We start from the raw sequence: 19,530 nt of genomic DNA, 5'->3' as shown, positions 1-19,530 counted from the left end.
GGTGGGTGTCCACCGGGACATCTGCCGAAGGGCATAGCTCGTTTTCCACCCGCCGGCCGTATACCTTTCGGCGGACGCGGGCCCCGTCCACGTACAGCACTATGGACGGATGGGTGCGGCAACGGGTGTCGGGGCGGTCGCGCGGATGCGGCGGTGGCGGTGGCTTCCCGTTCCGGTGCGCGACATCGTGGTGACGGTACTGGTGGGACTGGCGGCCCTGGGGCTGTCTCACACCGAGTACGGCACTCCGGGGTGGCTCACCGACCTGGTCGTGCTGCTCGCCTGTGCTCCCCTGGTGCTGCGGCGGCGGTTCCCGGTCGCCGTGGCTCTGGCCACCGGATCCCTCTTGTTCGTCTCGTTCGCGCTCGTGGGCCAGGACGGCTCCGTTCTCGCTGCCGTGTTCGCTGTGGCGACCGTCGCCCACCAGCGCCCCGGTGCGGTGCTGCTGCTGGTACCGGCGGCGGTCGCGTGGTGGTTCGCCTACCTGGTGCTCCTCCACCCTGACGCCAACTCGCTGGTCGAGTGGTCGGGGGACCCCTTCGCACCGGCCGCGTCAGTGATCGGGGACCGTCTGGACTTCGTCTTGGCCACGGTCCCCATCCTCGTGCCCGTCCTGGTGGGCTACGTGTGGCGGCTCAGGGCCGACCGCGCCGAGGGGCTCCGGCACGCGACGCGCAACGAGTTCGAGCGCGAACGGCTGCGCGAGAGGGAGCGGATCGCCCGCGAGGTGCATGACATCGCGGGCCACCATCTCAGTGCGATCCGGCTGTTGGCGGTCGGTGGTCGGCAGGCTTTGGAGGGCAGGGACCCAGAGGCGGTCGCGGTGCTGGAGTCGGTCGCGGAGATGTCCGGCCGCGCGGTGCGGGAGGTGCGCGAACTGCTGGACTCGCTGCACGGGGACCGGCTCACCGGACCGGCCTCGGGCATGGGGCCGGCGGACCTTCCGCCCCTGGTGGCGGCTCTGGAGAGCACGGGAGTGCATGTGGAACTGGTGATGCCCGAAGGGATCGGGGAAGGGCTGTCCGCGCGGGTGGGAGTAGACGTGTACCGGATCGTCCAGGAGTCCCTGGGCAACGTGCTGCGGCACTCGTCGGCACGGCGGGTCCGGGTGGAATTGAGCCGCACCGCGAACACGCTGACGGTCACGGTGGAGGACAACGGACGGCGCGTGACGGGGGAGAAGGGATCGGGCGGGCGCGGCCTGGCGGGAATGCGGGACCGTGTCGGGGAACTGGGTGGTGTCTTGGAGGCGGGGAGCGCTCCGGGCCGGGGTTGGCGGGTGCGGGCAGTACTCCCCGTGAGAGGGAACGAATGATCCGACTGCTGATCGCCGACGATCAGCCGGCCGCCCGCGAGGGGCTGAGGCTGCTCTTCCGGCCGGTCGAGGACATCGACGTGCTGGGCGCGGCGGCCAACGGCCGGGAGTTGGTGGCCATGGCGCGCCGACTGAGCCCGGACGTGGTGCTCACCGACATCCGGATGCCCGGCACTGACGGTGTCGAAGCGGCCCGGGAGCTTTCGGGGCTCTCGCCCTCGCCGTCGACGGTCATGCTGACCACCTTCGATACCGACGATTACCTGTTCGGGGCCCTTCAAGCGGGGGCGGTGGGTTTCTTGCTCAAGGAGAGCGACCCGGAACTGTACGTGGAGGCGGTGCGAGCAGCGGCCTCAGGCCAAGGGGTGATCGATCCACGGGTCACACCGCGCCTGGTGAAGCGCTTCGCGAGGACCTCGCCGCGCACACCCCCACTGCTGGTCGAAGAGCTGACGCCCCGAGAACGGGAGGTGCTGGTGCTGGTGGCCAAGGGACGTAGCAACGCCCGGATCGCCGGGGAGCTGAGCATCACCCACGGCACGGCCAAGGTCCATGTGGCCCGGATCCTGGCCAAGCTGGGGCTGGAGAGCCGGGTGCAGGCGGCCATCTACGCCTATCGCCACGGACTGACCACCTGGGCGGACGACTGAGCACATCCTCATGTTGACCGGTATCGCCGGAGTGTGGGTCGCTGATGATTCACCGAGCGAGATGAGCTCTAAGGCGGTCTGCGGTTCGATCTAAGGCGCCCTCGTGAGACGGATCCACTGCACTCTTCCGATGCGCGGCCGGGGGCCTTAGCGCGAATCTGGAATCAGTCGGGAGAACAGCCCCGGCACAGACCCCGGAGGAGACCACCATGCACGCCGACCTCAGCGCACAGGCCGCCGACCTCTACCGTGCCGAGGCCGAGCGTGTGGCCCGTTACGAACGCCTCGTCGCCTCGGTGAAGACCCGCAGGCCGGGTCTGCGCAAGCTGTGGGCGCGGTTTCGGACACCGCGCTCCCACACCCTGGCCGCCTGAGGCCGGGGACCCACGGCTCAAGGCCGTGAGCGAGGTGCCGTGTCGAGCGGGGTTCGACACGGCACCTTTCGTATGCGCGAACATATGCACGTGCCGAGGAATGTGCAGAATAACGCGCGGCGGAACGTGCGGAATCCACGTGCACGGTTTCGAGAATGCTAGCGCCATTGAGCCGGAATGTACATCGCGCGACCTGTGCGAATGCGAGCATCGGGGTTTGTCGCCTGCCTGGCGGGTATCCTGCCTGTTCATGGGGTCTGATTCTGGACTCTGTGAAGATGACCGAATCAATAATCTTGGCAATCCGTAATTCGGATGTCATGATGGTTCGTGTTGGGTGGTGGCAAGTTGGAAATACGAATCCTCACCCCGGTCCCACAGATTCTGGTCGAGAACCGACCGGTCGACGTGGGTTCCCCCAAGGCCCGCCTCGTCCTCGCGGTACTGGCAGAGTCCGTCGGTCGTCCCGTACCGACCTCGACCCTCATCGACCGTGTCTGGGGCGAAGCGCCGCCCGACTCGGTGCACACGAGTGTCTACGCCTATTGCAGCCGGATTCGGAGAAGCCTCAAGGACGCGGGCGTGCCGACCGACATCAAACGTCGGTCCAGGACCTACACCCTGGAGGTCGATCCCGACGCGGTCGACTGGCATCGGGCCCGGAGCCTCTCCGCCCAAGCACGCAAGCTCACTCAACGGGGAGAGCACGCGGCGGCATTCGCGCTCCTGGAAGAGGCCCTGGAGCTGTGGGACGGCGAACCCCTCACCGAGTTCTCCGGGGTGTGGGCGGACTCCCTGCGGCGGCGCATGGCGCAGGGGCACCGCCGTCTGCTCGGTCAGTGGGCGGAGGTGGGGCTCGTCCTCGGTGGTCCCGAAGAGACCCTCCTCCGGCTGGAGGACCACCCTGGTGACGAGACCTTGGCGTACCTGCACATGAAGGCCCTGGAGATGTGCGGTCGGCACACCGAGGCGATCGAGTGTTACACCGATCTACGGGATCACACGATCGCCGAGTTGGGCATCCAGCCCAGTCCCCGAACACGAGCGCTTTTCCAACGAATCCTTACCGAGGCCGACGGCGATGAAGGCCAATGGGTCGAACCCGTTCCCCTCGCGGAGCCACGTCGGGAGGTAGTGGACACTCTTCGAGCCGACGTCTCCGACTTCCTGGGGCGGGACGAGGAACTGGAAACCCTGCTCACTTCAGTGCGTGCTTCCGAGGGTCGAACAGCGGTGCACTTGATCCATGGCTTGGGAGGAGTCGGTAAGACGACTCTGGCCGCGCACGCCGCTCATCGCCTGCGAGACGCCTTCGACGTCAGATTGCAGACCGATCTGACCGGAGCGAGTTCGGACCAGGTCCTCTTCCGCCTGTTACTGATGCTCGGGGTTTCGGGCAGCGGTATCCCCACAGAACCCGAGGCGCGTGTGGCGCTGTGGCGCAATCAGGTCGCGGGTCGGCGGGTGCTCCTTCTTCTGGACAACGCGGACCACCACGACCAGGTGATGCCGGTGATTCCGGGGGCCGCTGGGAGCGTCGTACTCGTGACCAGCAGACGCAGCCTCGCCGGACTCCACGGAGCTCGTCGGCTGTGGCTACGACCTCTGGACGAAGAAGACGCCATACGGATGTTCGCCGTCTTCAGCGGGCGTGACGTCGAGGAAGAGGGCATGAGCCGAGTCGTGGCCTTGGCCGATCGGTTGCCGCTCGGGTTGTGGATCGCTTCGGCCCAGCTGCGGCGCCGATTCACGTGGAGCCTGGACCGTCTCGCAAATCACCTTGAGAGGCATACGAGGGCGTCCGAACAAGGTGCGGATTCGGAGGCTTTGGCGGTCTTCATCGACACCTACGAAGCTCTGGACGTATGGGCCCGACAGGTCTTCCTTTGTGTGGGTCTGCACCCCACGACGGTGGTTCCGGATCACGCGGCGGCGGCATCCGTAGGTGACTGGGACAAGACGGAGAAGGCCCTGGATGAGCTGATCGACGTCCATTTCCTGGACGAGGTCAGCCCAGGGCGTTACCGGATGCACGATTCCGTGAGGCGATTCGCCCGCCAACGTGCGGCTCGGACGATGTCCGAGCGACAGCGGTGGGAGGTGGAACGGCGCATCTTGGACTACTACCTGGCCACCGTGGACAACGCCGATCGCACGGCGATGCCGGGGCGCCGCCGAACGGAGCGCCCGATCACGCGTAGTTCGGCCACTCCGGGCTTCGAGAGCCCGAGAGAGGCACGAGAGTGGTTCGCGGACACCTTTCCATCGGTGGAGAGGGTCATCGAGCACGCCCGGGAACGAGGGTTCACGGAGTACGTGGCGAGGATTCCACTGGCCATGGCCGGGCTCTTGGAGACCAACGGCCCCTGGGACCGGGCGGAAAAGCTCTTCGTCGATGCGGTGGAGGCCTGGCGTGGGTTGAGAGATCCCCTCGGCACGGCGGACGCTCTCTACGAGTTGGCCGTCATGCGGTTGAAGCTGATGGATCGGGGTGAGGTCGAGGAACTCCTCGGTCGTGCGATCGCGCTGTGGGAGGAGTGCGGTCGTCGGCAGAACATCCCGTATGCCCGGGACCAGGTCGGTCTTCTCCACGCTGACCAGGATGATCACCTGCGAGCGATCTCCGAGTACAGGGCCTCTCTCGACGAGTTCCAGGCTTTGGGGGACCAAAGGGGCATCGCGAAGGTCTACAACCATCTCGCGCTGAGTCAGAGCGAGACCGGAAGGCATCACCGCGCCTCCAGCCACTTCCTCGTTTCCAAACAGCTCTACCAGGCGTTGGGGGATGAGCACATGGCGGCACGCGTGGCCATGAACCTCTTCCAGATGCGCTTCGGGGAGGGACGTCACAGAGAAGCACGCGCGATGAACGAGCGCTGTATGTGGGTGTTCCGGGCCCACGGCGACGCTCTCGGTATCGCGAGCACTCAGCACAACAGGGGTCTTCTGGAGAGCTATCTGGGCAGGTACGGGGACGCCTACGACAGTTTCCAGTCGGCCCAGAGAGGGTTCTGGTCCGCCGGCGACGTCACGGGGATGATCAGGAGCAAGGTCGGTGTGGGAACCGCTCTGTTGGGTCTGGGCAGGATTTCCGAGGCCGAGCGGACCTTGTTGAACGGTCTCGAACTGGCCGAGACGCATGACCTCGCCCTCCCGAGATCACCCCTTCTGCGAGCTCTCGGGGATGTGCGGTCGGCACAGCAGCGTCGTTCCGAAGCCGAGGTGATGTACCAGGAGGCCAGGGGAGTCGCCGCCAGAACGGGTGCGCATCAGAACGAGGGGATGTGCTGCTCACGTCTGGGAGACCTCAGCAGCTTGAAGGGCGACTCGGAAAAGGCGTTGTCGTACTGGGCGGCGGCGGTGCGGCACCTCGAACGGAAGCCGACGCCCTACCTGGAGCAGGTGCGTTCCAAGATCAAGTGGTTCCAGTACGTAAGGGGCCAAGCGGTGGGTTAGGGACCTTCGGGAGGACTTTCTCCAACCACCTGCGGTGCGGACAGATGTGCGGTTAAGGTGCCTGCTGGTACTGGAGCAATGTGGCTACCGGTGCTTATTTCCCCCCTTCCCTGGAAAGTCCTGCCTTGTTCGCTTCGCAGAGCACCGTTGCCCCGGATCTGACCCCTCTTCCTTCGCAGGTGTCCAGCGACGACTCGATAATCGTACACAAGTGAGCTGAAAGCGGACATACCTCGACAAGGTCCGTGCAAGGTCGGGGCTTGTCCGCGATGAGGTTTTCAAGCTCTCTGCAAGGTCTCCCACCAGCCCCTGTTCAGCCGGTCGGCGCAGGGTGGGACCCGGATTGAGTCATCAACCGGGAAGGTCCACAGGCGATGGGGCACACGCAGCACTGGAGACGAGACAATCACGGACCGGTCGCCCCGGTCACCCTGCCCACAGACAAGACGGTCGCGGTCGTGGTGGAGAACCACCAGGCCGGAGACCGGTTGGGAGACGTCGTCTCCCTCTTCGAACACGACCCCAGGATCCAGGTCGTGTACGTGTTGGCTCAGAACTCCAGGTTCTCTCCGAGCGCGGCGAGCTACCTGGAGCGATTCGACGGGCTGCTCCTGACCTGGGAACAGGCTCTCCGCTACGACTTCGATCTCGCCCTTGCCGGTAACAACGGGCACAACAGCCACCTCGAACAACTGCGGGCCCCGGTACTGGTGACCCCGCACGGCATGGGGTTCAGCAGTGTGGTCCCCCCGGGTGCCGGGTTCGGGCCACCGCTCAGGAAGCCCCCCATCGTCGACGCGATCTACTCGACCCTGGTGCGCTATGGCCGGGTGTCGGCGGCGGCGATAACGGTTCCCCACGTGAACCACAGGCACACGATCGGTCGAGTGGTCGCCGAGGCCCTGGAGATCACCCACGTGGTGGGGGATCCGGCCTATGACCGGGCCGCCTCTTCCGCTTCGGAACGAGACCGCTTCCGACAGGCCGCCGGTGTCGACGCGGACGAGAGGCTGGTCGTCCTGTCGACCACCTGGGGCGGGGAATCCCTGATCGGCATGGAGACCGGCCTGGTCGAGCGGGTGATGACGGAACTCCCCGACGACCACGTCGTGGCACTGCTCGTCCACCCCGGCGTGTGGTCGGCCCACAGTCCACGGCAGCTCCTGGCCTGGCTGGCCACCGCGCGTCGACGAGGGCTGCGGGTGTTGGAACCGAACTCCTCATGGCTGGGGCTGCTCATGGCCGCCGACGTGGTGATCGGCGACCACGGCAGCACCACCTACATGGCCGCTGCACTGGGGAACCCCGTTCTGTTGACGGGAGGGGGCCTGGAGGGGGTGGCGCCGGGGTCCCAGTCGGAGGTGCTGTTGCGGATGGAACGGCGTCACGACCCGGAGAGGTCGTTGCCGGCCCAGCTGGAGACCGTGATCAATCGGCACGACCCGGGCGTGACCGACCTCTACCGCTCGCTGCTGACCTCCGAGCCCGGTCGGGCCGCCGCGTTGGTGCGCGAGCTGATCTACCGCCTCCTGGACCTCCCGGAACCGGGTGACACCGCCGTGCCGGCTCCGCTCCGCCCGCCCACCTTCTTCCACTACGGAACGGAGGACCGGTGAGAGCCCCGGCGGAGGGCTCGGCGCCCCGGGTGACGTGGTGCGCGGTCGAGTTGCGCTCGACCCGTGGCGGAAGCGGTTTCGTCGACGAACACCTGTTCGTGGTCGCCGACGGACGGCCGGCGGATCGGTGGCTCCGGGCGGCCGACGTGGTCCTGTCCATCCAGGGGCAGGCAGCGGACGCCGATCGTCTCCTGGCCGTCCTCCCAGGGTGTGCGGTCGTGGCCGGGCCGGACGGAGGAATCCGTGCCAGGGCTTGGACGGACGATGTTCGCCGGCGTCTTCCGTGCCTACCCGGGGAGGAAGCGGGACAGGGCGTGGCGCGGCTGCTCGCGTCCTTCGCCCACGCGTGGTGGTCGTGGAATCTCATGGGGGTCGCACCGGGCCGTTGGCCGATCGGGTTCGACCTCACCCGTCCTCGTTGGGAGCCAGGGAGTCGAGTCGCCGTCGGGTTCCTTCGGTCCGAGGATCTGCGAGTGATGTGTAGATGGCGAGTGCCCGAGTGAGTTCCACGCGTGCGCCGTCGGCGTTCCCACTCATGAGGAACGCGTCGGCGCGCATGACCCTCAGCCCGGCGATCTCGGCGGAAGCGCCGACCCTCGTCGCCAGGGTGAGCGCTTCGTCCAGGTGTTCCTCCGCCCGCACCGCGTCTTCGAGCGCGAGGTGGGCGGCGGCGAGTTCGCCAAGGGTCCTGGCCCTCATGTAGGCGTCGTCCTCGGCGCCGAAACCCTCCAGAGCCCTCAGGAAGTAGGGAATGGCCGCTCGGTACTCGCCCGAGTCCCGGGTGGCCCTCCCCAGACGACGCAGCATGAGGGTGACCCCGCGTTCCGGACCGGCGGCCTCGTATATGTCGATCGCCTTCCGGAAGTGCGGTATCGCCCGGGCGGGCCTGCCCAGGTCCAACTCGCTCATCCCGCATCCCTCCAGGCTGCTGGCCGCACCATCGAGATGACCGATGCGCTCCCACAGTTCCAAGGAACGGTGGTAACCGCCGTAGGCCTCCTCCGGGTCTCCCATGCTCCGTTGGGCGTCGGCCAGGGCCAGCAGCATGCAGGCCTGCACCCCCGCGTCTCCGAGTGCGTCGCCGGAGGCCAGGCCGATCGTGTAACACTCGTGCCAGATCAGGTAGTGCCGTCGCAGGGTGAACAGGTTGCGGAGGGTCTCGCACAGCTGCCAGCAGGTCGAGTGACGTCCGCTGTCATGGGCGGCGTGCACGCAGGACCGCAACGAAGGCAGTTCCTCCGATAACCAGTTCAGGGCATCGTCATGGGTGTCGAAGTCACGGACGGGTGTGCGATCGAAGACCGGTGCCAGAACCCAACGATGGGGGTTGATCGTCCGGTCGGCCGCGGCGGCGGTGGTCAGGTAGTACTCCAGCACCCGATCCAGGGCGTCCTCCACAGCTCCCGCCGGCTCGTCCTCCTCGGCCCGCGCGCGGGCGTGCAGCCGGATCAGGTCGTGCTGACGGAACCGGCCTCCCGGGATCTCCTCCAGGAGGTTGGCCGCCATCAGGTGAGCCAACAGGTCCTCGGCGTCGGGCGGGTCCGTGGCCAGCAGCGCCGCCGCGACCTCGACGGTCAGGTCGCGGGCCGGCAACACTCCGAGCAGCCGGTACAGACGTCGGTCGGGTTCGGCCAGCTCCCGATAGGAGGTGGTGAACACGCTGTCCACGGAGGGCTCCCGGGTGTGGCTGAGCGCGGCGAGACGCTCGCCCTCGTCGGTCAGACGCGAGACCAGTCGATCCAGGGGTTGGTGGGGCCGCAGGGCGAGGCCGCTGACGGCGGCGCGCAGGGCCAGGGGAAGCCGTCCGCACAGGCCCACGAGACGCCGGGCCGAGGCGGGATCGGTGTCGGCGCGGTCGTCGCCGAGCATGCTCGTGACGAGTTCGAGGGCTTCCTTCTCACCCAGTGGCCGGATGTCCAGGAACTCCGCCCCGTCCAAACGCAGGCCGGTCAGGTGCAGCCGTGTGGTCACCACGACCAGATGCCGCCCCTGTCCCGGGGTGAGCGCCCTGACCTGGGCCGCCGACATGGCGTTGTCCAGCAGGAGGGCGATCCGTCCGCCGTGGGTGCGGCTGCGGAAGGCCGCTGCCCGGGCGTCGAAGGACCGGGGGATCGCGGCGGGATCGGTCCCGAGGGCTCGCAGGAAGGTGTCCAGGACGTCGGAGGTGTCGGTGGGTCCGGCCTCGGTGAACCCCTGGAGGTCGGTGTACAGGGTGCCGTCGGGAAAGTGCTCCGCGATCGTGCCGAGGAAACGGGTGGCCAGGGCGGTCTTGCCCACGCCTCCGGTGCCGGTGAGCACCATGATCCGTCCGTGTCCCTCACCGACGATCTCGTGCCGGAGGGTCTCCAAGCGACGGAACTCGTCCTCGCGGTCGGTGAAGATCCGCGGCGGCATCGGTAACTGTCGGGGGACGGGGTCGGAACGGGTGGACGCCAGGTGCACGGAACCGTGGATGGTCCCGGTCTGGATCACCGTTCCGCCGTGCACGGCCCCCGTGGTGTTGTCGACGGGGGTGCGCCGGTCACCTTCCTGAGGGGGCATGACGGGCTTTTCTCTCGACATCGACAGAGGGGATCGACAGAAAGGATTGTGCCCCGAGACGTCGGATGTATTCCGTGCACAGTCATATGCACATGCAGTCGCGCGGCATGCACGGAGCGAGGGTGCTGGAAGGGAGTGAAGTGTCCAAAATGCGGCAAAGGCTTCGAATCGAGGGCGATGTAGACGGGTGTGAGCGGGATTCAACCCGGTGTGTTCGGGAACGAGGGGGGTGCGTCCAACTGTGGGAGGACTTGTGGAGATCACCGGCATTATCACCGCACTCATCGTCGGTCTCATCATCGGTGCCCTGGGGCGGCTCATCGTCCCCGGTAAGCAGCACCTACCGATCTGGCTGACCTTGGTGCTGGGCATCGTGGCCGCGTTCCTGGGCGGGTGGATCGCCAGCTTCTTCACCACCGCTTGGTTCCTGGTACTGATCGTCCAGGTACTGGTGGCGGCGGCGATCGTCTACCTCGCCGACGGGATGTATTCGAAGAACACGGGCAAGACCGCCTGACCGCCCGCGTTCACTCACGACTCTCAGCCCGAGGTCACCGGATCCGATCCGGTGGCCTCGGCCACGTGTACGGTCCGACCGGAACGCGCGGACTCCTCGGCGGCGACCAGCACCGCCACGACGTCGCGGCCGAACCTCAGGTCGCAGGGGTCGCCCAGGTCCCCCTTCGCCTGGGTCAGCAGTCGGTCGATCGCGACTCCGAAGGCCTCCGCGGCGCTTCGATCACCCCCGGGGACCGAACGCCACCCGGGCTCCCCGTACAGGTCGATGGCGAACGCTCCGGCCTCGGGGGCCGCGTCCAGGGTGACCGAGAAGGAACCGACGGCCCCGTCCCGGTGGCGGGTCAGCAGGTGGACGCTGTCCCGTGGGCCGTTCAGCGCGGTGACCTCCTCGACCGGACCGAGCACGGGCAACACCACCGAGAGCAGGTGCGGGCCCACGTCCCACAAGCCGCCCTTCTCTCGACGCCAGGGCGACGCGCCGTACGGGTTGCCGGGCTGGAAGATCGAAGCGAACAGGGTGGCGCGGGCGCCGTGCCACCCGCCCTCGGACGTGGCGGTGCGCAGGAACTCGTTCACGTTGTCGGAGAAGCGGTTGGTGAAGAACACCACCGACGCCAGCCCGCGCGACTCGACCTCGGCCACCAGCTCGTCGGCCACGTCCAGGCCCAGGGACACCGGTTTGTCCAGCAGCAGGTGACGGCCGGCCCTGGCCGCCCGCAGCGCCAGGTCCCCTTGGACGTTCGGGGGCAGGGCGATGGCGACGGCGTCGACATCGGCGATCAGCGCGTCCACGTCGTCGTAGGGCCGAGAGCCCAGGTGACCGGCCAGGTCGGCGGCCTTGGCGGGGTCGCGGCCCCATACGCCGACGAGCTCCACCTCCGGGTGGGCGGCCAACGCCGCTCCCTGTGTCTCGCGGGCCCAGTAGCCGGTGCCCAGCAGTCCGAATCGCAGTCCCATGCGTCTCTCCCAGGTCAGGAATCCACTCTGAGCACCTTGACGTATGGGAACGCTCCCAACAAGGGGGAGGGGTAGATTGCCCGCATGGCCCACATCGCCTTCTTCGCCCCCAACGGTCCCGGACACGTCAACCCCCTGCTCGGACTGGCCACCGAGCTCGTCCGGCGCGGGCACCGGGTCACCTTCGCCGCCCCCGAGTCCTTCGCCGACCGGATCACCGAGACCGGCGCCGAACACGTGCCCACCCCCACGACCTGGAAGGGGCAGGGCGAAGCCCCGCAGATGCACGGCGCGGAGCTGATCCGCGCCATGGGATCGCTGCTCACGGAGATCAAGGTCGTCCACGCCGACCAGGTCGATCGGCAGGCCCCCGACCTGGTCGTGCACGACGCCACCCTCGCCTGGTGGGGGCGGCTGCTCGCCCATCGTTGGGGCGTCCCGGCCGTCGAGAACTGGCCCAATCTGGTGAGCAACAAGCACTGGTCGCTGCACCACGACTACACCACGATCAAACCGATGAACCCGAGGTTCCTGCTCACCGTGTTCCGGATGATCCGCTACGCGCGCTCCCAGGGGTACACCGACGGGGGTGCGTTCATGACGGGCACCAACGCGGCGTTGCGCCTGGTCACCCTGCCCAAGGACTTCCAGTACGAGGGCGAAGCCTTCGCCGACACCCACCTGTTCGTCGGCCCGACCCTCACCGACCGTTCCTTCCAGCGGGACTGGACGCCACCCTCCGACGACCCGGTCCTGTTGGTCTCGTTGGGCACCGCCTACAACGAGCGTCCCGACTTCTACCGGGAGGTCGCCCGCGCCGCACGGGAGCGCCCCTGGCACGTGGTCATGTCGATCGGCGGGACGGACCCCGCCGAGCTCGGTGACCTGCCGCCCAACGTCGAGGTCCACGCCCAGGTGCCTCAGCTCGCCGTCCTGCGGCACGCCACCGTCTTCGTCACCCACGCCGGGATGGGCGGCACCATGGAGGGTCTCGCCCACGAGGTGCCCATGGTCGCTCTGCCCCAGATGGCCGAGCAGCGCGCCAACGCCGACCGGATCGAACAGCTCGGACTCGGCCGCGCCCTGGACCCGGACACGGTCGACGGCGCGTCCCTGTGGAAGGCGGTCGAGGAGATCGCCCACGATCCGAGCGTTCGGGAACGCCTTCGGTGGATGCGTGGACGGATCGACGAGGCGGGTGGCGCCGAGGCCGCCGCCGACGCCGTGGAAGGGCTTCTCGACGGGGGCACGGCCACGAGCTGACGTGGCCGGATGCGGACGCGGCCCCGCGACCGTCATCGACGAAACCACAGGTCGTCCGGGCTTTCGCCGACGCGCGAGCACCGCGATGGCCGGCGCGGATTCCGTAATGGCCTGGTGGTTCCCCTTCGCCTCCCCCATCATGGGTTCTCTGGGACCCAGCGTCGAGGAACGGACCGGAAAGGGAGCCGGCGTACCTCGGCCCGAGGGAGGGAAGCGCGCGGAGGGGGATACCCCCGCCGCGCGCGGTGTTCCCGCCTGTCCAACCCCGATGAACGCTCCCCGACGCACCCCGCATGCTCTGCGCTCACCATCCAAGGGGGACGACATGGTGAGACTTGACCCGATGAGCCTCGACCCCGAGCCGACCGTGGACCGGGAAGCGCTCGAATCCGTGTTCGCCGATCACCTGTCCGAAGCCGCGGTCCGTGCCGCCGCCCTCCTCTCCGGGGGGTGGAGCCTCGCCCTGCCCGACGAGTCCGCCCACCTCGACCTTCCCGTTTTCGCGGACGCGGCGGACGCCGGGAACTGGATGGCCGCCAACACCGAGGCCCTGGTCTCCTGCGCCCGTGGGGCGAGGGAGAGCCGCAACCATCTGACGGTCTGCCGGATCGCCGAGTCGCTGGAGGTGCATCTGCGAGGTACGGGCCGATCCTCGGAACTGGTGGAACTGCTGCGATCCGCGTCGGCGTCCGCCCGCGACCTGGAGGACACGGCCTGGGAGGCCCGCACACGCAACCTCCTCGGCCTGTCCCTGCTCGAAACCGGAGAGCTCGCCGGCGCCGACCGGGAGTTCGAGACCGCCCTGGCCCTGGCCGACACCGACGAGGACGACCGTGGACGTGCCACCGCCCTGGAGGGGCGGGGCATCGTGGCCCAGCGGGACCGCCGGGACGACGAGGCGCTGGCGCTGTTCGAACGCGTCCGCCCCCTCAAAGAGGCGCTGAAATGGACACACGGGATCGCCGTCCTCGACCTGTTGGCCGGTCGCTCGCTGCTCAACTCGGGCAGGTTCGAGCACGCCATGGAGCGGTTGGACGCGGCCATGGCGGTCTTCGACGCCACGGGTGAGGACGCCGTGCCGGACGAGGTGAACGCGGCCAAGGTCCGATCGGAACGAGGTCGGGCGCTCATCGCCGCGCGCAGGTTCGTCGACGCCCGCGAAGAGCTGTACGAGGCACGGGAGGGTTTCGAGAAGCACGACCAGGTCTCGCCGTCGGCCCGGGTATGCGAGCTCCTGGCCGGTCTGGGCCAGCTGAATCGGGAGGACGGCTGGCGCAGGCACCTCGTGGAAGCGGAACGACTCTACGAGCGCATCGGCGACACCGCCGCCGTCGAACGGGTCCGCCGCCACCTCTAGCGTCGCGTCAGGCGGGGGGCGGGGAGGTCCGTCGTCCCCGACCCGGACGAAGAAGGGGTTCCCTGGTAGGGCGGCTGTCCTCTGGGTGCACCCGTTCTCAGGACGATCCGGAGCGTCCACGGTTCCCGGGTTTTCGCGGGGCACCGCCCTTGACAGTGAGTGCGCGGGCCTTCACGATGGGGCGACTGCAACCGTTTGCACCTTCTGGTCGCATTGTCGGTTGCAGAGATGGGTCACACGGCCGGTGCGGACGACCCCCGCTGACGTATCCCTCACCCCCACCGGCAGAGAGAGGCACCCCCATGTCCATCCAACGCAGGAGACGACCCACCACCGTGGCCATGGCCGCCGTGGGCGGCGCGGCACTGCTCGCCGGAGCCTGGTTCGTGGTCCCCGGCCAGCAGGCCGACGGCGAACTCACCTCGGGCTCGGACCCGCAGGCCCTGGCCGACCCGCATAGCGACACCCCCGTCGGCTACGCCTCGATGAACGGCGGCACCACCGGCGGGTTCGGCGGCGACGGCGTCGAGGAGTACGTCCTCAGCGAGTACGCCTCCTGGAGCGAGGAGAGCACTCCGGGCGAGGCGCTGTACGAGCTCCTCAACGACCACGACGACGGTGGCGACGGAGTGGTCGTCCACGTCGACGTCACGGTCACCTCCGACCAGGTCGACGAGCAGAAGATCGACGTCAAGGACCTCGCCAACGTGTCCATCCTCGGCGTCGGCGACTCGGGCGAGTTCGACGGGATCGGCTTCAAGGTCACCCGTTCGGAGAACGTCGTCTTCCGCAACCTGAACATCCACCACGTCTCCCAGGGCGAGGGCGATGCCCTGGAGGTCACCGAGCAGAGCTCCAACGTGTGGATCGACCACAACGACTTCGGCAGTGAGAAGGAGGGCGTCGACAAGGACTTCTACGACGGCCTGGTCGACATCAAGCACGGCTCCGAGTACGTCACCGTCTCCTGGAACCGGTTCAGCGACCACTGGAAGACGTCGCTGGTCGGCCACAACGACTCGGCCGACGCCGCCCCGGACCTCATCACCTACCACCACAACCACTTCAGCAACCTCAACACCCGAGTGCCGCTGATCCGGCACGCGGACGTGCACATGCTGAACAACGTGTTCGAGGACATCGACGGTTCGGCCATCAACGCCCGCATGGGCGCCCAGGTGCTGGTCGAGGGCAACCACTTCGACAACGTCGGCTCCGGTGACACCGACAGCCAGGACGGCCAGATCGAGGGCCCGGTCGGCTGGTGGTACGGCAGCTCCGAGACCGGCTACTGGAACTTGGTGGACAACGAGTTCACCAACGGAACCCCGCACGAGCACCTGGAGTCGACCACCGACTTCACCGTGCCCTACGACTACACCGCCCAGAGCCCGGCGGACGCCAAGGCGGACGTCGAGGCGTACGCGGGCACCGGGGTCATCGACACCACGTCCTGACCCGGTTCGATCGATCGGTGGCGCCGGACTTTTTCGGATCCGGTCCGGCGCCACCCCACAAACGCTTGCAAGAACCCAACGCTCAGCGCAGTCGGCGTGCTCCCCTGGAGGGCAGCGCGGTGAACACCTCCGGAGCGCCGAAACCACGTTCGGCGAAGGCCGCGCGCACCGCTTCACCGCAGGGGTCGACCCGGTCGTCGTCCACGAGCGCGATCACGCAGCCGCCGAACCCGCCTCCGGTGATCCGCGCGCCCAAGGCTCCGGCGGACAGCGCGGCCTCCACCGCGGTGTCGACCTCGGGGACGCTCACCTCGAAGTCGTCGCGCAGGGAGACGTGCGAGGCGGTGAACAGCGCGCCCGCTTCGCGCGGGCGACCCCCGCGCAGCAGCTCCACCGTCGTGAGGACCCGGTCGTTCTCCGTCACGATGTGCCGGGTCCGGGCGCGGGTGAGCTCGTCGGGCAGCTCCGCCAAAGCTTGGGGCAACGCCTCGACGGTGACATCGCGCAGCGCCCGTACACCGAGGATCTCGGCGGCCCGCTCACAGGTCCGGCGGCGTTCGGCGTAGGCGCCCTCCACCAGTCGGCGCGGTGCCTTGGTGTCCACCACCAGCAGGGCCATGCCGTGCGCGGCGAGGTCGAACGGTTCCTGTTCGGTGGCCAACGAACGGCAGTCCAGGAACAGCGCCCGTCCCTCGGTGGACAGCATCACCGCGGACTGGTCCATGATCCCGCAGGGCATGCCGACGAAGTCGTTCTCGGCCCGTTGGGCCAGACGCGCGACCTCGGCCGGCGCGGGCTCGTCGCCGTACAGTCCGGTGGCGGCCAGGATCGTCGCGCAGCACAGCGCCGCCGAGGTCGACAGGCCGCTGCCGGTCGGGATCGTACTGTCCACCAGTAGATCCAGCCCGCCGATCTCGTGCCCCTCGTCGATCAGGGCCCACAGGGAACCCGCCTGGTAGGCGGCGCCCTCCGGGACCGTGCCCGGGGCCAGACCCGCCAGGTCGAACTCGTGGGTGCCGGGGAACCGCAACGACCGCGCGCGCACCCGACCGTCCGTGCGGCGGGCCGCCGCGATGGTCAGGCTGTGCGGCAGGGCCATCGGCAGCGCGAAACCGTCGTTGTAGTCGGTGTGCTCGCCGATGAGGTTGATCCGCCCGGGGGCGACCCACACCCCTTCGGGATCATGACCGAACGCCTCCCGGAAGCGGGCCGCCAAACCGGCCTCGTTCACGTACGACGTCCCACTCACGTCTCCACCTGTTTCCGCTTCCGGGTGAACTCCCAGGCGTCGGTGACGATCTCGTCCAGGCCGCGGGCGGGTTCCCAGCCGAGTTCCGAGCGGGCCCGGTCGTTGGCGGCCACGAGCACGGCGGGGTCGCCCGCGCGACGGGGGCCGTCGACCACGGGGACGGGATGGCCGGTGACCCGCCGGACCGCGTCCAGGACCTCGCGGACGCTGTATCCGCCGCCGCTGCCCAGGTTGTGGATTCGGTGCGTGCCCGGTTCCAGGTGCTCCAGGGCGCGCGCGTGTGCGTCGGCCAGGTCGCGTACGTGCAGGTAGTCGCGGATCGCGGTGCCGTCCGGGGTGGGGTAGTCGGTGCCGTGCACCGAGGCGTGTTCCACCTCCCCGGTGGCCACCTTCAACAGGTTGGGGATGAGGTGGGTCTCCGGGTCGTGCCGCTCGCCGAGCCCCCCGTACGCACCGGCGACGTTGAAGTAGCGCAGGCTGATGGCGCCCAGACCGTGGGCGCGCGCCCATCCGCCGAGCATGTGGTCCACAGCGAGCTTGCCCGCACCGTAGGGGTTGGTGGGCGAGGCCGGGTCGGTCTCGCGCAGCGGTGCGTCCGAGGGCGGATCGCCGTAGGTGGCGGCGGTGGAGGAGAACACGAGCCGGTCCACACCGTGTTCGCGCATGGCCTCCAACAGGGCGAGGGTGCCGCCGACGTTGGTGTGCCAGTACGGTCCGGGGTCCTGCACGGACTCGCCCACCAGGGACTTTCCGGCGAAGTGCAACACGGCGTCGAAGGAGGGATCCAGGACACGGGCCGCGTCCTGGACGTCCCCTTCGACGAACGAGGCTCCGGCGGGGACGGCGTCGCTGTGGCCCGCGGAGAGCACGTCGAGCACGGTGACCTCGTGCCCGATCTCCAACAGGAGCGCGGTGACGACACTGCCGACGTATCCGGCACCGCCGGTGACGAGGAGTTTCATCGAGTGGCCTCTCGGATGCGCTGGGCGGTGGTCTCGGGCGCGATGTCGTTGATGAACACGCCCATGCCGGACTCGGTGCCGGCGAGGTACTTGAGCTTGTTCTCGGCGCGACGAATGGAGAAGATCTCCAGCCGCAGCCGGGAGAGGTCCCGGGCCTCGGGGTCGTGGACGGGTGCCTGGTGCCAGGCGGAGATGTAGGGCAGTGGCTTGTCGAAGAGCCGGTCGAGCCCGCCGAGCAGTGCGCTGTACAGCTCCGCGAAGGCGTCGCGTTCGGCGTCGTCGAGCGAGGGCAGGTCGGGGACGGGCCGGTGCGGGTAGACGTGCACCTCCACCGGCCACCGGGCGGCCTCGGGCACGAACGCGGTCCAGTGCTCGTTCTCCAGGACCACGCGCGGCCCCTCGCGTTCGGCGGACAGGATGTCCTCGAACAGGTCGCCGCCGGTCTCCTCCCGGTGGGCCTGGGCCGAGGCCACCACGTCGGCGGTGCGGGGGGTGATGAACGGCAGCGCGTAGATCTGACCGTGAGGGTGGTGCATGGTCACCCCGATCTCCTCGCCCCGGTTCTCGAAGCAGTACACCTGCTCGATGCCGGGCTGCTCGGCGAGCGCCGCGCTGCGGTCGGCCCAGGCGTCGACGATGGTGCGCACGCGTGCGCTTCCCAGCCGTGCCATCGAGGTGTGGTGGTCGGAGGAGAAACAGAGGACCTCGCAGCGGCCCTCGTCCCCGCTGAGCGAGGGGAAGCGGTTCTCGAACGCGACCACGTCGTAGTCGGTGGAGGGGACCTCGGTGTGCCGGTCGGCGGTGGAGGGGCACAGCGGGCACTGGTCGCTGGGCGGCAGGTGGGTACGGCCCTGGCGGTGGGCGGCCACCACCACCTGCACGCGGGTCAGGGGGTCCCGGCGCAGTTCGGAGCCTGGAGCCCGTTCGGGCAGGTCGCGAGGGTCGTGGACCTCGCGGTGCGTGTCGTCGGATTCGTCGAAGTAGATGATCTCCCGGCCGTCGGCCAGGCGCGCGGTGGTCTTTCTCATCCGGTCTCCCGAGGGACGTCGGCGACCACGAGGCTGTCCACGTGGTCCTGAAGGGTGTGTCGGGCGTCCGTCGCGAGCCCGTCGTCGGTGACGAGCACGTCGCAGCGGTTCAACGGGATGATGGTGCTGATCCCGACGGTGCCCCACTTGCTGGAGTCGGCGGCGACCACCAGGGTCTCGGCCGCCTCCACCAGGGCACGGTTGGTCTCGGACTCCATCAGGTTGGGTGTGGTGAACCCGGCCCGTTCGTGCATGCCGTGCACGCCCAGGACCAGGGTGTCCAGGTTGATCCCGTGCACGGAGGCGAGGGCGAGCGGGCCGACGAGGGCGTCGGAGGGGGTGCGGAACCCGCCGGTGAGCGCGACGGTCTGGTCGGAGCGTTCCGAGTGGTGGAAGACCTCGGCGACGGGCAGCGAGTTGGTGATGACGGTGAGGCCGGGGGTCTCGCGCAGGTACTCGGCGACCAGCGCCGTGGTGGTTCCGGCGGACAGCCCGACGGCGCTGTTCGGTTCGACGAGGTCGGCCACGGCTCGGGCGATGGCGTGCTTCTCGGCGGCCTGCCGGGTCGACTTGGCCTGGAAGCCGGGTTCCTCGGTGCGGGGGCCCTCGGGGGCGACCGCACCGCCGTGCACCTTGCGCAGGGCCCCGCGTCCCTCCAGGGTGTCGAGGTCGCGCCGGATGGTCATGTCGGACACGGCGAGGGTCTCGACCAGGTCGGTGACGCGGACGCTCCCGTCCTGTCGGAGCCGATCGAGGATCAGCCCCTGTCGTTGCGCTGCCAGCATC

At 68.6% G+C, this 19,530-nt stretch carries 15 protein-coding genes; 9 read left to right on the top strand and 6 right to left on the bottom strand.

Features of this window, described 5'->3' with window-relative positions:
- Positions 1 to 109: 109 nt before the first annotated feature.
- The 5 genes from BQ8420_RS00485 (at position 110) to BQ8420_RS00470 (ending at position 7,411) form a co-directional block, all read left to right on the top strand.
- Complete coding sequence (locus BQ8420_RS00485; RefSeq protein WP_235005843.1) at positions 110 to 1,315, top strand: sensor histidine kinase; 1,206 nt, start codon at positions 110 to 112, stop codon at positions 1,313 to 1,315.
- Positions 1,312 to 1,965 carry a response regulator transcription factor gene (locus BQ8420_RS00480; RefSeq protein ID WP_087095796.1) on the top strand — a complete coding sequence of 218 codons (654 nt, stop codon included), beginning with the start codon at positions 1,312 to 1,314 and terminating at the stop codon, positions 1,963 to 1,965. The genes BQ8420_RS00485 and BQ8420_RS00480 overlap by 4 nt, the downstream gene beginning before the upstream one ends.
- Positions 1,966 to 2,174: 209 nt before the next feature.
- On the top strand, positions 2,175 to 2,339 hold the full coding sequence (locus BQ8420_RS31755) for a hypothetical protein (RefSeq protein ID WP_160049260.1): 165 nt from the start codon (positions 2,175 to 2,177) through the stop codon (positions 2,337 to 2,339).
- Positions 2,340 to 2,687: 348 nt separating this feature from the next.
- Positions 2,688 to 5,795: a BTAD domain-containing putative transcriptional regulator gene (locus BQ8420_RS00475; protein ID WP_160049259.1), complete on the top strand. Its 3,108-nt coding sequence runs from the start codon at positions 2,688 to 2,690 to the stop codon at positions 5,793 to 5,795.
- A 374-nt stretch (positions 5,796 to 6,169) separates the two neighbouring features.
- Positions 6,170 to 7,411 carry a hypothetical protein gene (locus BQ8420_RS00470; RefSeq protein ID WP_087095794.1) on the top strand — a complete coding sequence of 414 codons (1,242 nt, stop codon included), beginning with the start codon at positions 6,170 to 6,172 and terminating at the stop codon, positions 7,409 to 7,411.
- Between the two features lie 405 nt (positions 7,412 to 7,816).
- Here the strand turns inward: BQ8420_RS00470 and BQ8420_RS00465 are convergent, their stop codons facing one another.
- Complete coding sequence (locus tag BQ8420_RS00465; RefSeq protein ID WP_235005842.1) at positions 7,817 to 9,952, bottom strand: tetratricopeptide repeat protein; 2,136 nt, start codon at positions 9,950 to 9,952, stop codon at positions 7,817 to 7,819.
- 253 nt (positions 9,953 to 10,205) lie between these two features.
- On the opposite strand from BQ8420_RS00465, the gene BQ8420_RS00460 reads away from it, so the two are divergent.
- On the top strand, positions 10,206 to 10,469 hold the full coding sequence (locus BQ8420_RS00460) for a GlsB/YeaQ/YmgE family stress response membrane protein (RefSeq protein ID WP_087095793.1): 264 nt from the start codon (positions 10,206 to 10,208) through the stop codon (positions 10,467 to 10,469).
- 23 nt (positions 10,470 to 10,492) lie between these two features.
- On the opposite strand, the gene BQ8420_RS00455 is transcribed toward BQ8420_RS00460, so the two are convergent.
- Positions 10,493 to 11,428: a Gfo/Idh/MocA family protein gene (locus BQ8420_RS00455; RefSeq protein WP_087095792.1), complete on the bottom strand. Its 936-nt coding sequence runs from the start codon at positions 11,426 to 11,428 to the stop codon at positions 10,493 to 10,495.
- An 84-nt stretch (positions 11,429 to 11,512) separates the two neighbouring features.
- Between BQ8420_RS00455 and BQ8420_RS00450 the strand changes: the two genes are divergently transcribed.
- The 3 genes from BQ8420_RS00450 to BQ8420_RS00440 all read left to right on the top strand — a co-directional run bounded on the left by BQ8420_RS00450 (position 11,513) and on the right by BQ8420_RS00440 (position 15,505).
- On the top strand, positions 11,513 to 12,691 hold the full coding sequence (locus BQ8420_RS00450; protein WP_087095791.1) for a macrolide family glycosyltransferase: 1,179 nt from the start codon (positions 11,513 to 11,515) through the stop codon (positions 12,689 to 12,691).
- A 325-nt stretch (positions 12,692 to 13,016) separates the two neighbouring features.
- Positions 13,017 to 14,048 (top strand): tetratricopeptide repeat protein, encoded by a 1,032-nt coding sequence (locus BQ8420_RS00445; RefSeq protein ID WP_143847035.1) that lies wholly within the window; start codon positions 13,017 to 13,019, stop codon positions 14,046 to 14,048.
- Positions 14,049 to 14,350: 302 nt separating this feature from the next.
- Positions 14,351 to 15,505, top strand: a complete 1,155-nt coding sequence (locus BQ8420_RS00440) for a polysaccharide lyase family 1 protein (protein ID WP_087095789.1) — start codon at positions 14,351 to 14,353, stop codon at positions 15,503 to 15,505.
- Between the two features lie 82 nt (positions 15,506 to 15,587).
- Here BQ8420_RS00440 and galK read toward each other — a convergent pair whose 3' ends face one another.
- From galK to BQ8420_RS00420, 4 genes are read right to left on the bottom strand one after another with little or no spacing between them, the layout of a single operon-like run.
- Positions 15,588 to 16,754 carry a galactokinase gene (galK, locus tag BQ8420_RS00435; protein ID WP_235005841.1) on the bottom strand — a complete coding sequence of 389 codons (1,167 nt, stop codon included), beginning with the start codon at positions 16,752 to 16,754 and terminating at the stop codon, positions 15,588 to 15,590.
- The gene (galE, locus tag BQ8420_RS00430; protein ID WP_087095788.1) at positions 16,751 to 17,716 is read right to left on the bottom strand and encodes a UDP-glucose 4-epimerase GalE; all 966 of its coding nucleotides are present in this window, start codon (positions 17,714 to 17,716) and stop codon (positions 16,751 to 16,753) included. Before galE ends, galK begins: the two co-directional genes overlap by 4 nt.
- The gene (gene galT, locus BQ8420_RS00425) at positions 17,713 to 18,744 is read right to left on the bottom strand and encodes a galactose-1-phosphate uridylyltransferase (RefSeq protein WP_087095787.1); all 1,032 of its coding nucleotides are present in this window, start codon (positions 18,742 to 18,744) and stop codon (positions 17,713 to 17,715) included. Before galT ends, galE begins: the two co-directional genes overlap by 4 nt.
- Complete coding sequence (locus BQ8420_RS00420) at positions 18,741 to 19,529, bottom strand: DeoR/GlpR family DNA-binding transcription regulator (RefSeq protein ID WP_087095786.1); 789 nt, start codon at positions 19,527 to 19,529, stop codon at positions 18,741 to 18,743. The genes galT and BQ8420_RS00420 overlap by 4 nt, the downstream gene beginning before the upstream one ends.
- Position 19,530 lies beyond the last annotated feature (1 nt).

This window comes from Nocardiopsis sp. JB363, assembly GCF_900143625.1.
GTDB lineage: Bacteria > Actinomycetota > Actinomycetes > Streptosporangiales > Streptosporangiaceae > Nocardiopsis.
This window is presented reverse-complemented; position numbering and strand designations above follow the sequence as displayed.

What these genes read in the sequence shown, in the direction of transcription:
- galE (WP_087095788.1), bottom strand. Translation starts at nt 17,716, where the DNA reads ATGAAACTCCTCGTCACCGGCGGTGCCGGATACGTCGGCAGTGTCGTC.
- BQ8420_RS00450 (WP_087095791.1), top strand. Translation starts at nt 11,513, where the DNA reads ATGGCCCACATCGCCTTCTTCGCCCCCAACGGTCCCGGACACGTCAAC.
- BQ8420_RS31755 (WP_160049260.1), top strand. Translation starts at nt 2,175, where the DNA reads ATGCACGCCGACCTCAGCGCACAGGCCGCCGACCTCTACCGTGCCGAG.
- BQ8420_RS00445 (WP_143847035.1), top strand. Translation starts at nt 13,017, where the DNA reads ATGGTGAGACTTGACCCGATGAGCCTCGACCCCGAGCCGACCGTGGAC.
- galT (WP_087095787.1), bottom strand. Translation starts at nt 18,744, where the DNA reads ATGAGAAAGACCACCGCGCGCCTGGCCGACGGCCGGGAGATCATCTAC.
- BQ8420_RS00420 (WP_087095786.1), bottom strand. Translation starts at nt 19,529, where the DNA reads ATGCTGGCAGCGCAACGACAGGGGCTGATCCTCGATCGGCTCCGACAG.
- BQ8420_RS00485 (WP_235005843.1), top strand. Translation starts at nt 110, where the DNA reads ATGGGTGCGGCAACGGGTGTCGGGGCGGTCGCGCGGATGCGGCGGTGG.
- BQ8420_RS00465 (WP_235005842.1), bottom strand. Translation starts at nt 9,952, where the DNA reads ATGCCCCCTCAGGAAGGTGACCGGCGCACCCCCGTCGACAACACCACG.
- BQ8420_RS00480 (WP_087095796.1), top strand. Translation starts at nt 1,312, where the DNA reads ATGATCCGACTGCTGATCGCCGACGATCAGCCGGCCGCCCGCGAGGGG.
- BQ8420_RS00455 (WP_087095792.1), bottom strand. Translation starts at nt 11,428, where the DNA reads ATGGGACTGCGATTCGGACTGCTGGGCACCGGCTACTGGGCCCGCGAG.
- BQ8420_RS00470 (WP_087095794.1), top strand. Translation starts at nt 6,170, where the DNA reads ATGGGGCACACGCAGCACTGGAGACGAGACAATCACGGACCGGTCGCC.
- BQ8420_RS00440 (WP_087095789.1), top strand. Translation starts at nt 14,351, where the DNA reads ATGTCCATCCAACGCAGGAGACGACCCACCACCGTGGCCATGGCCGCC.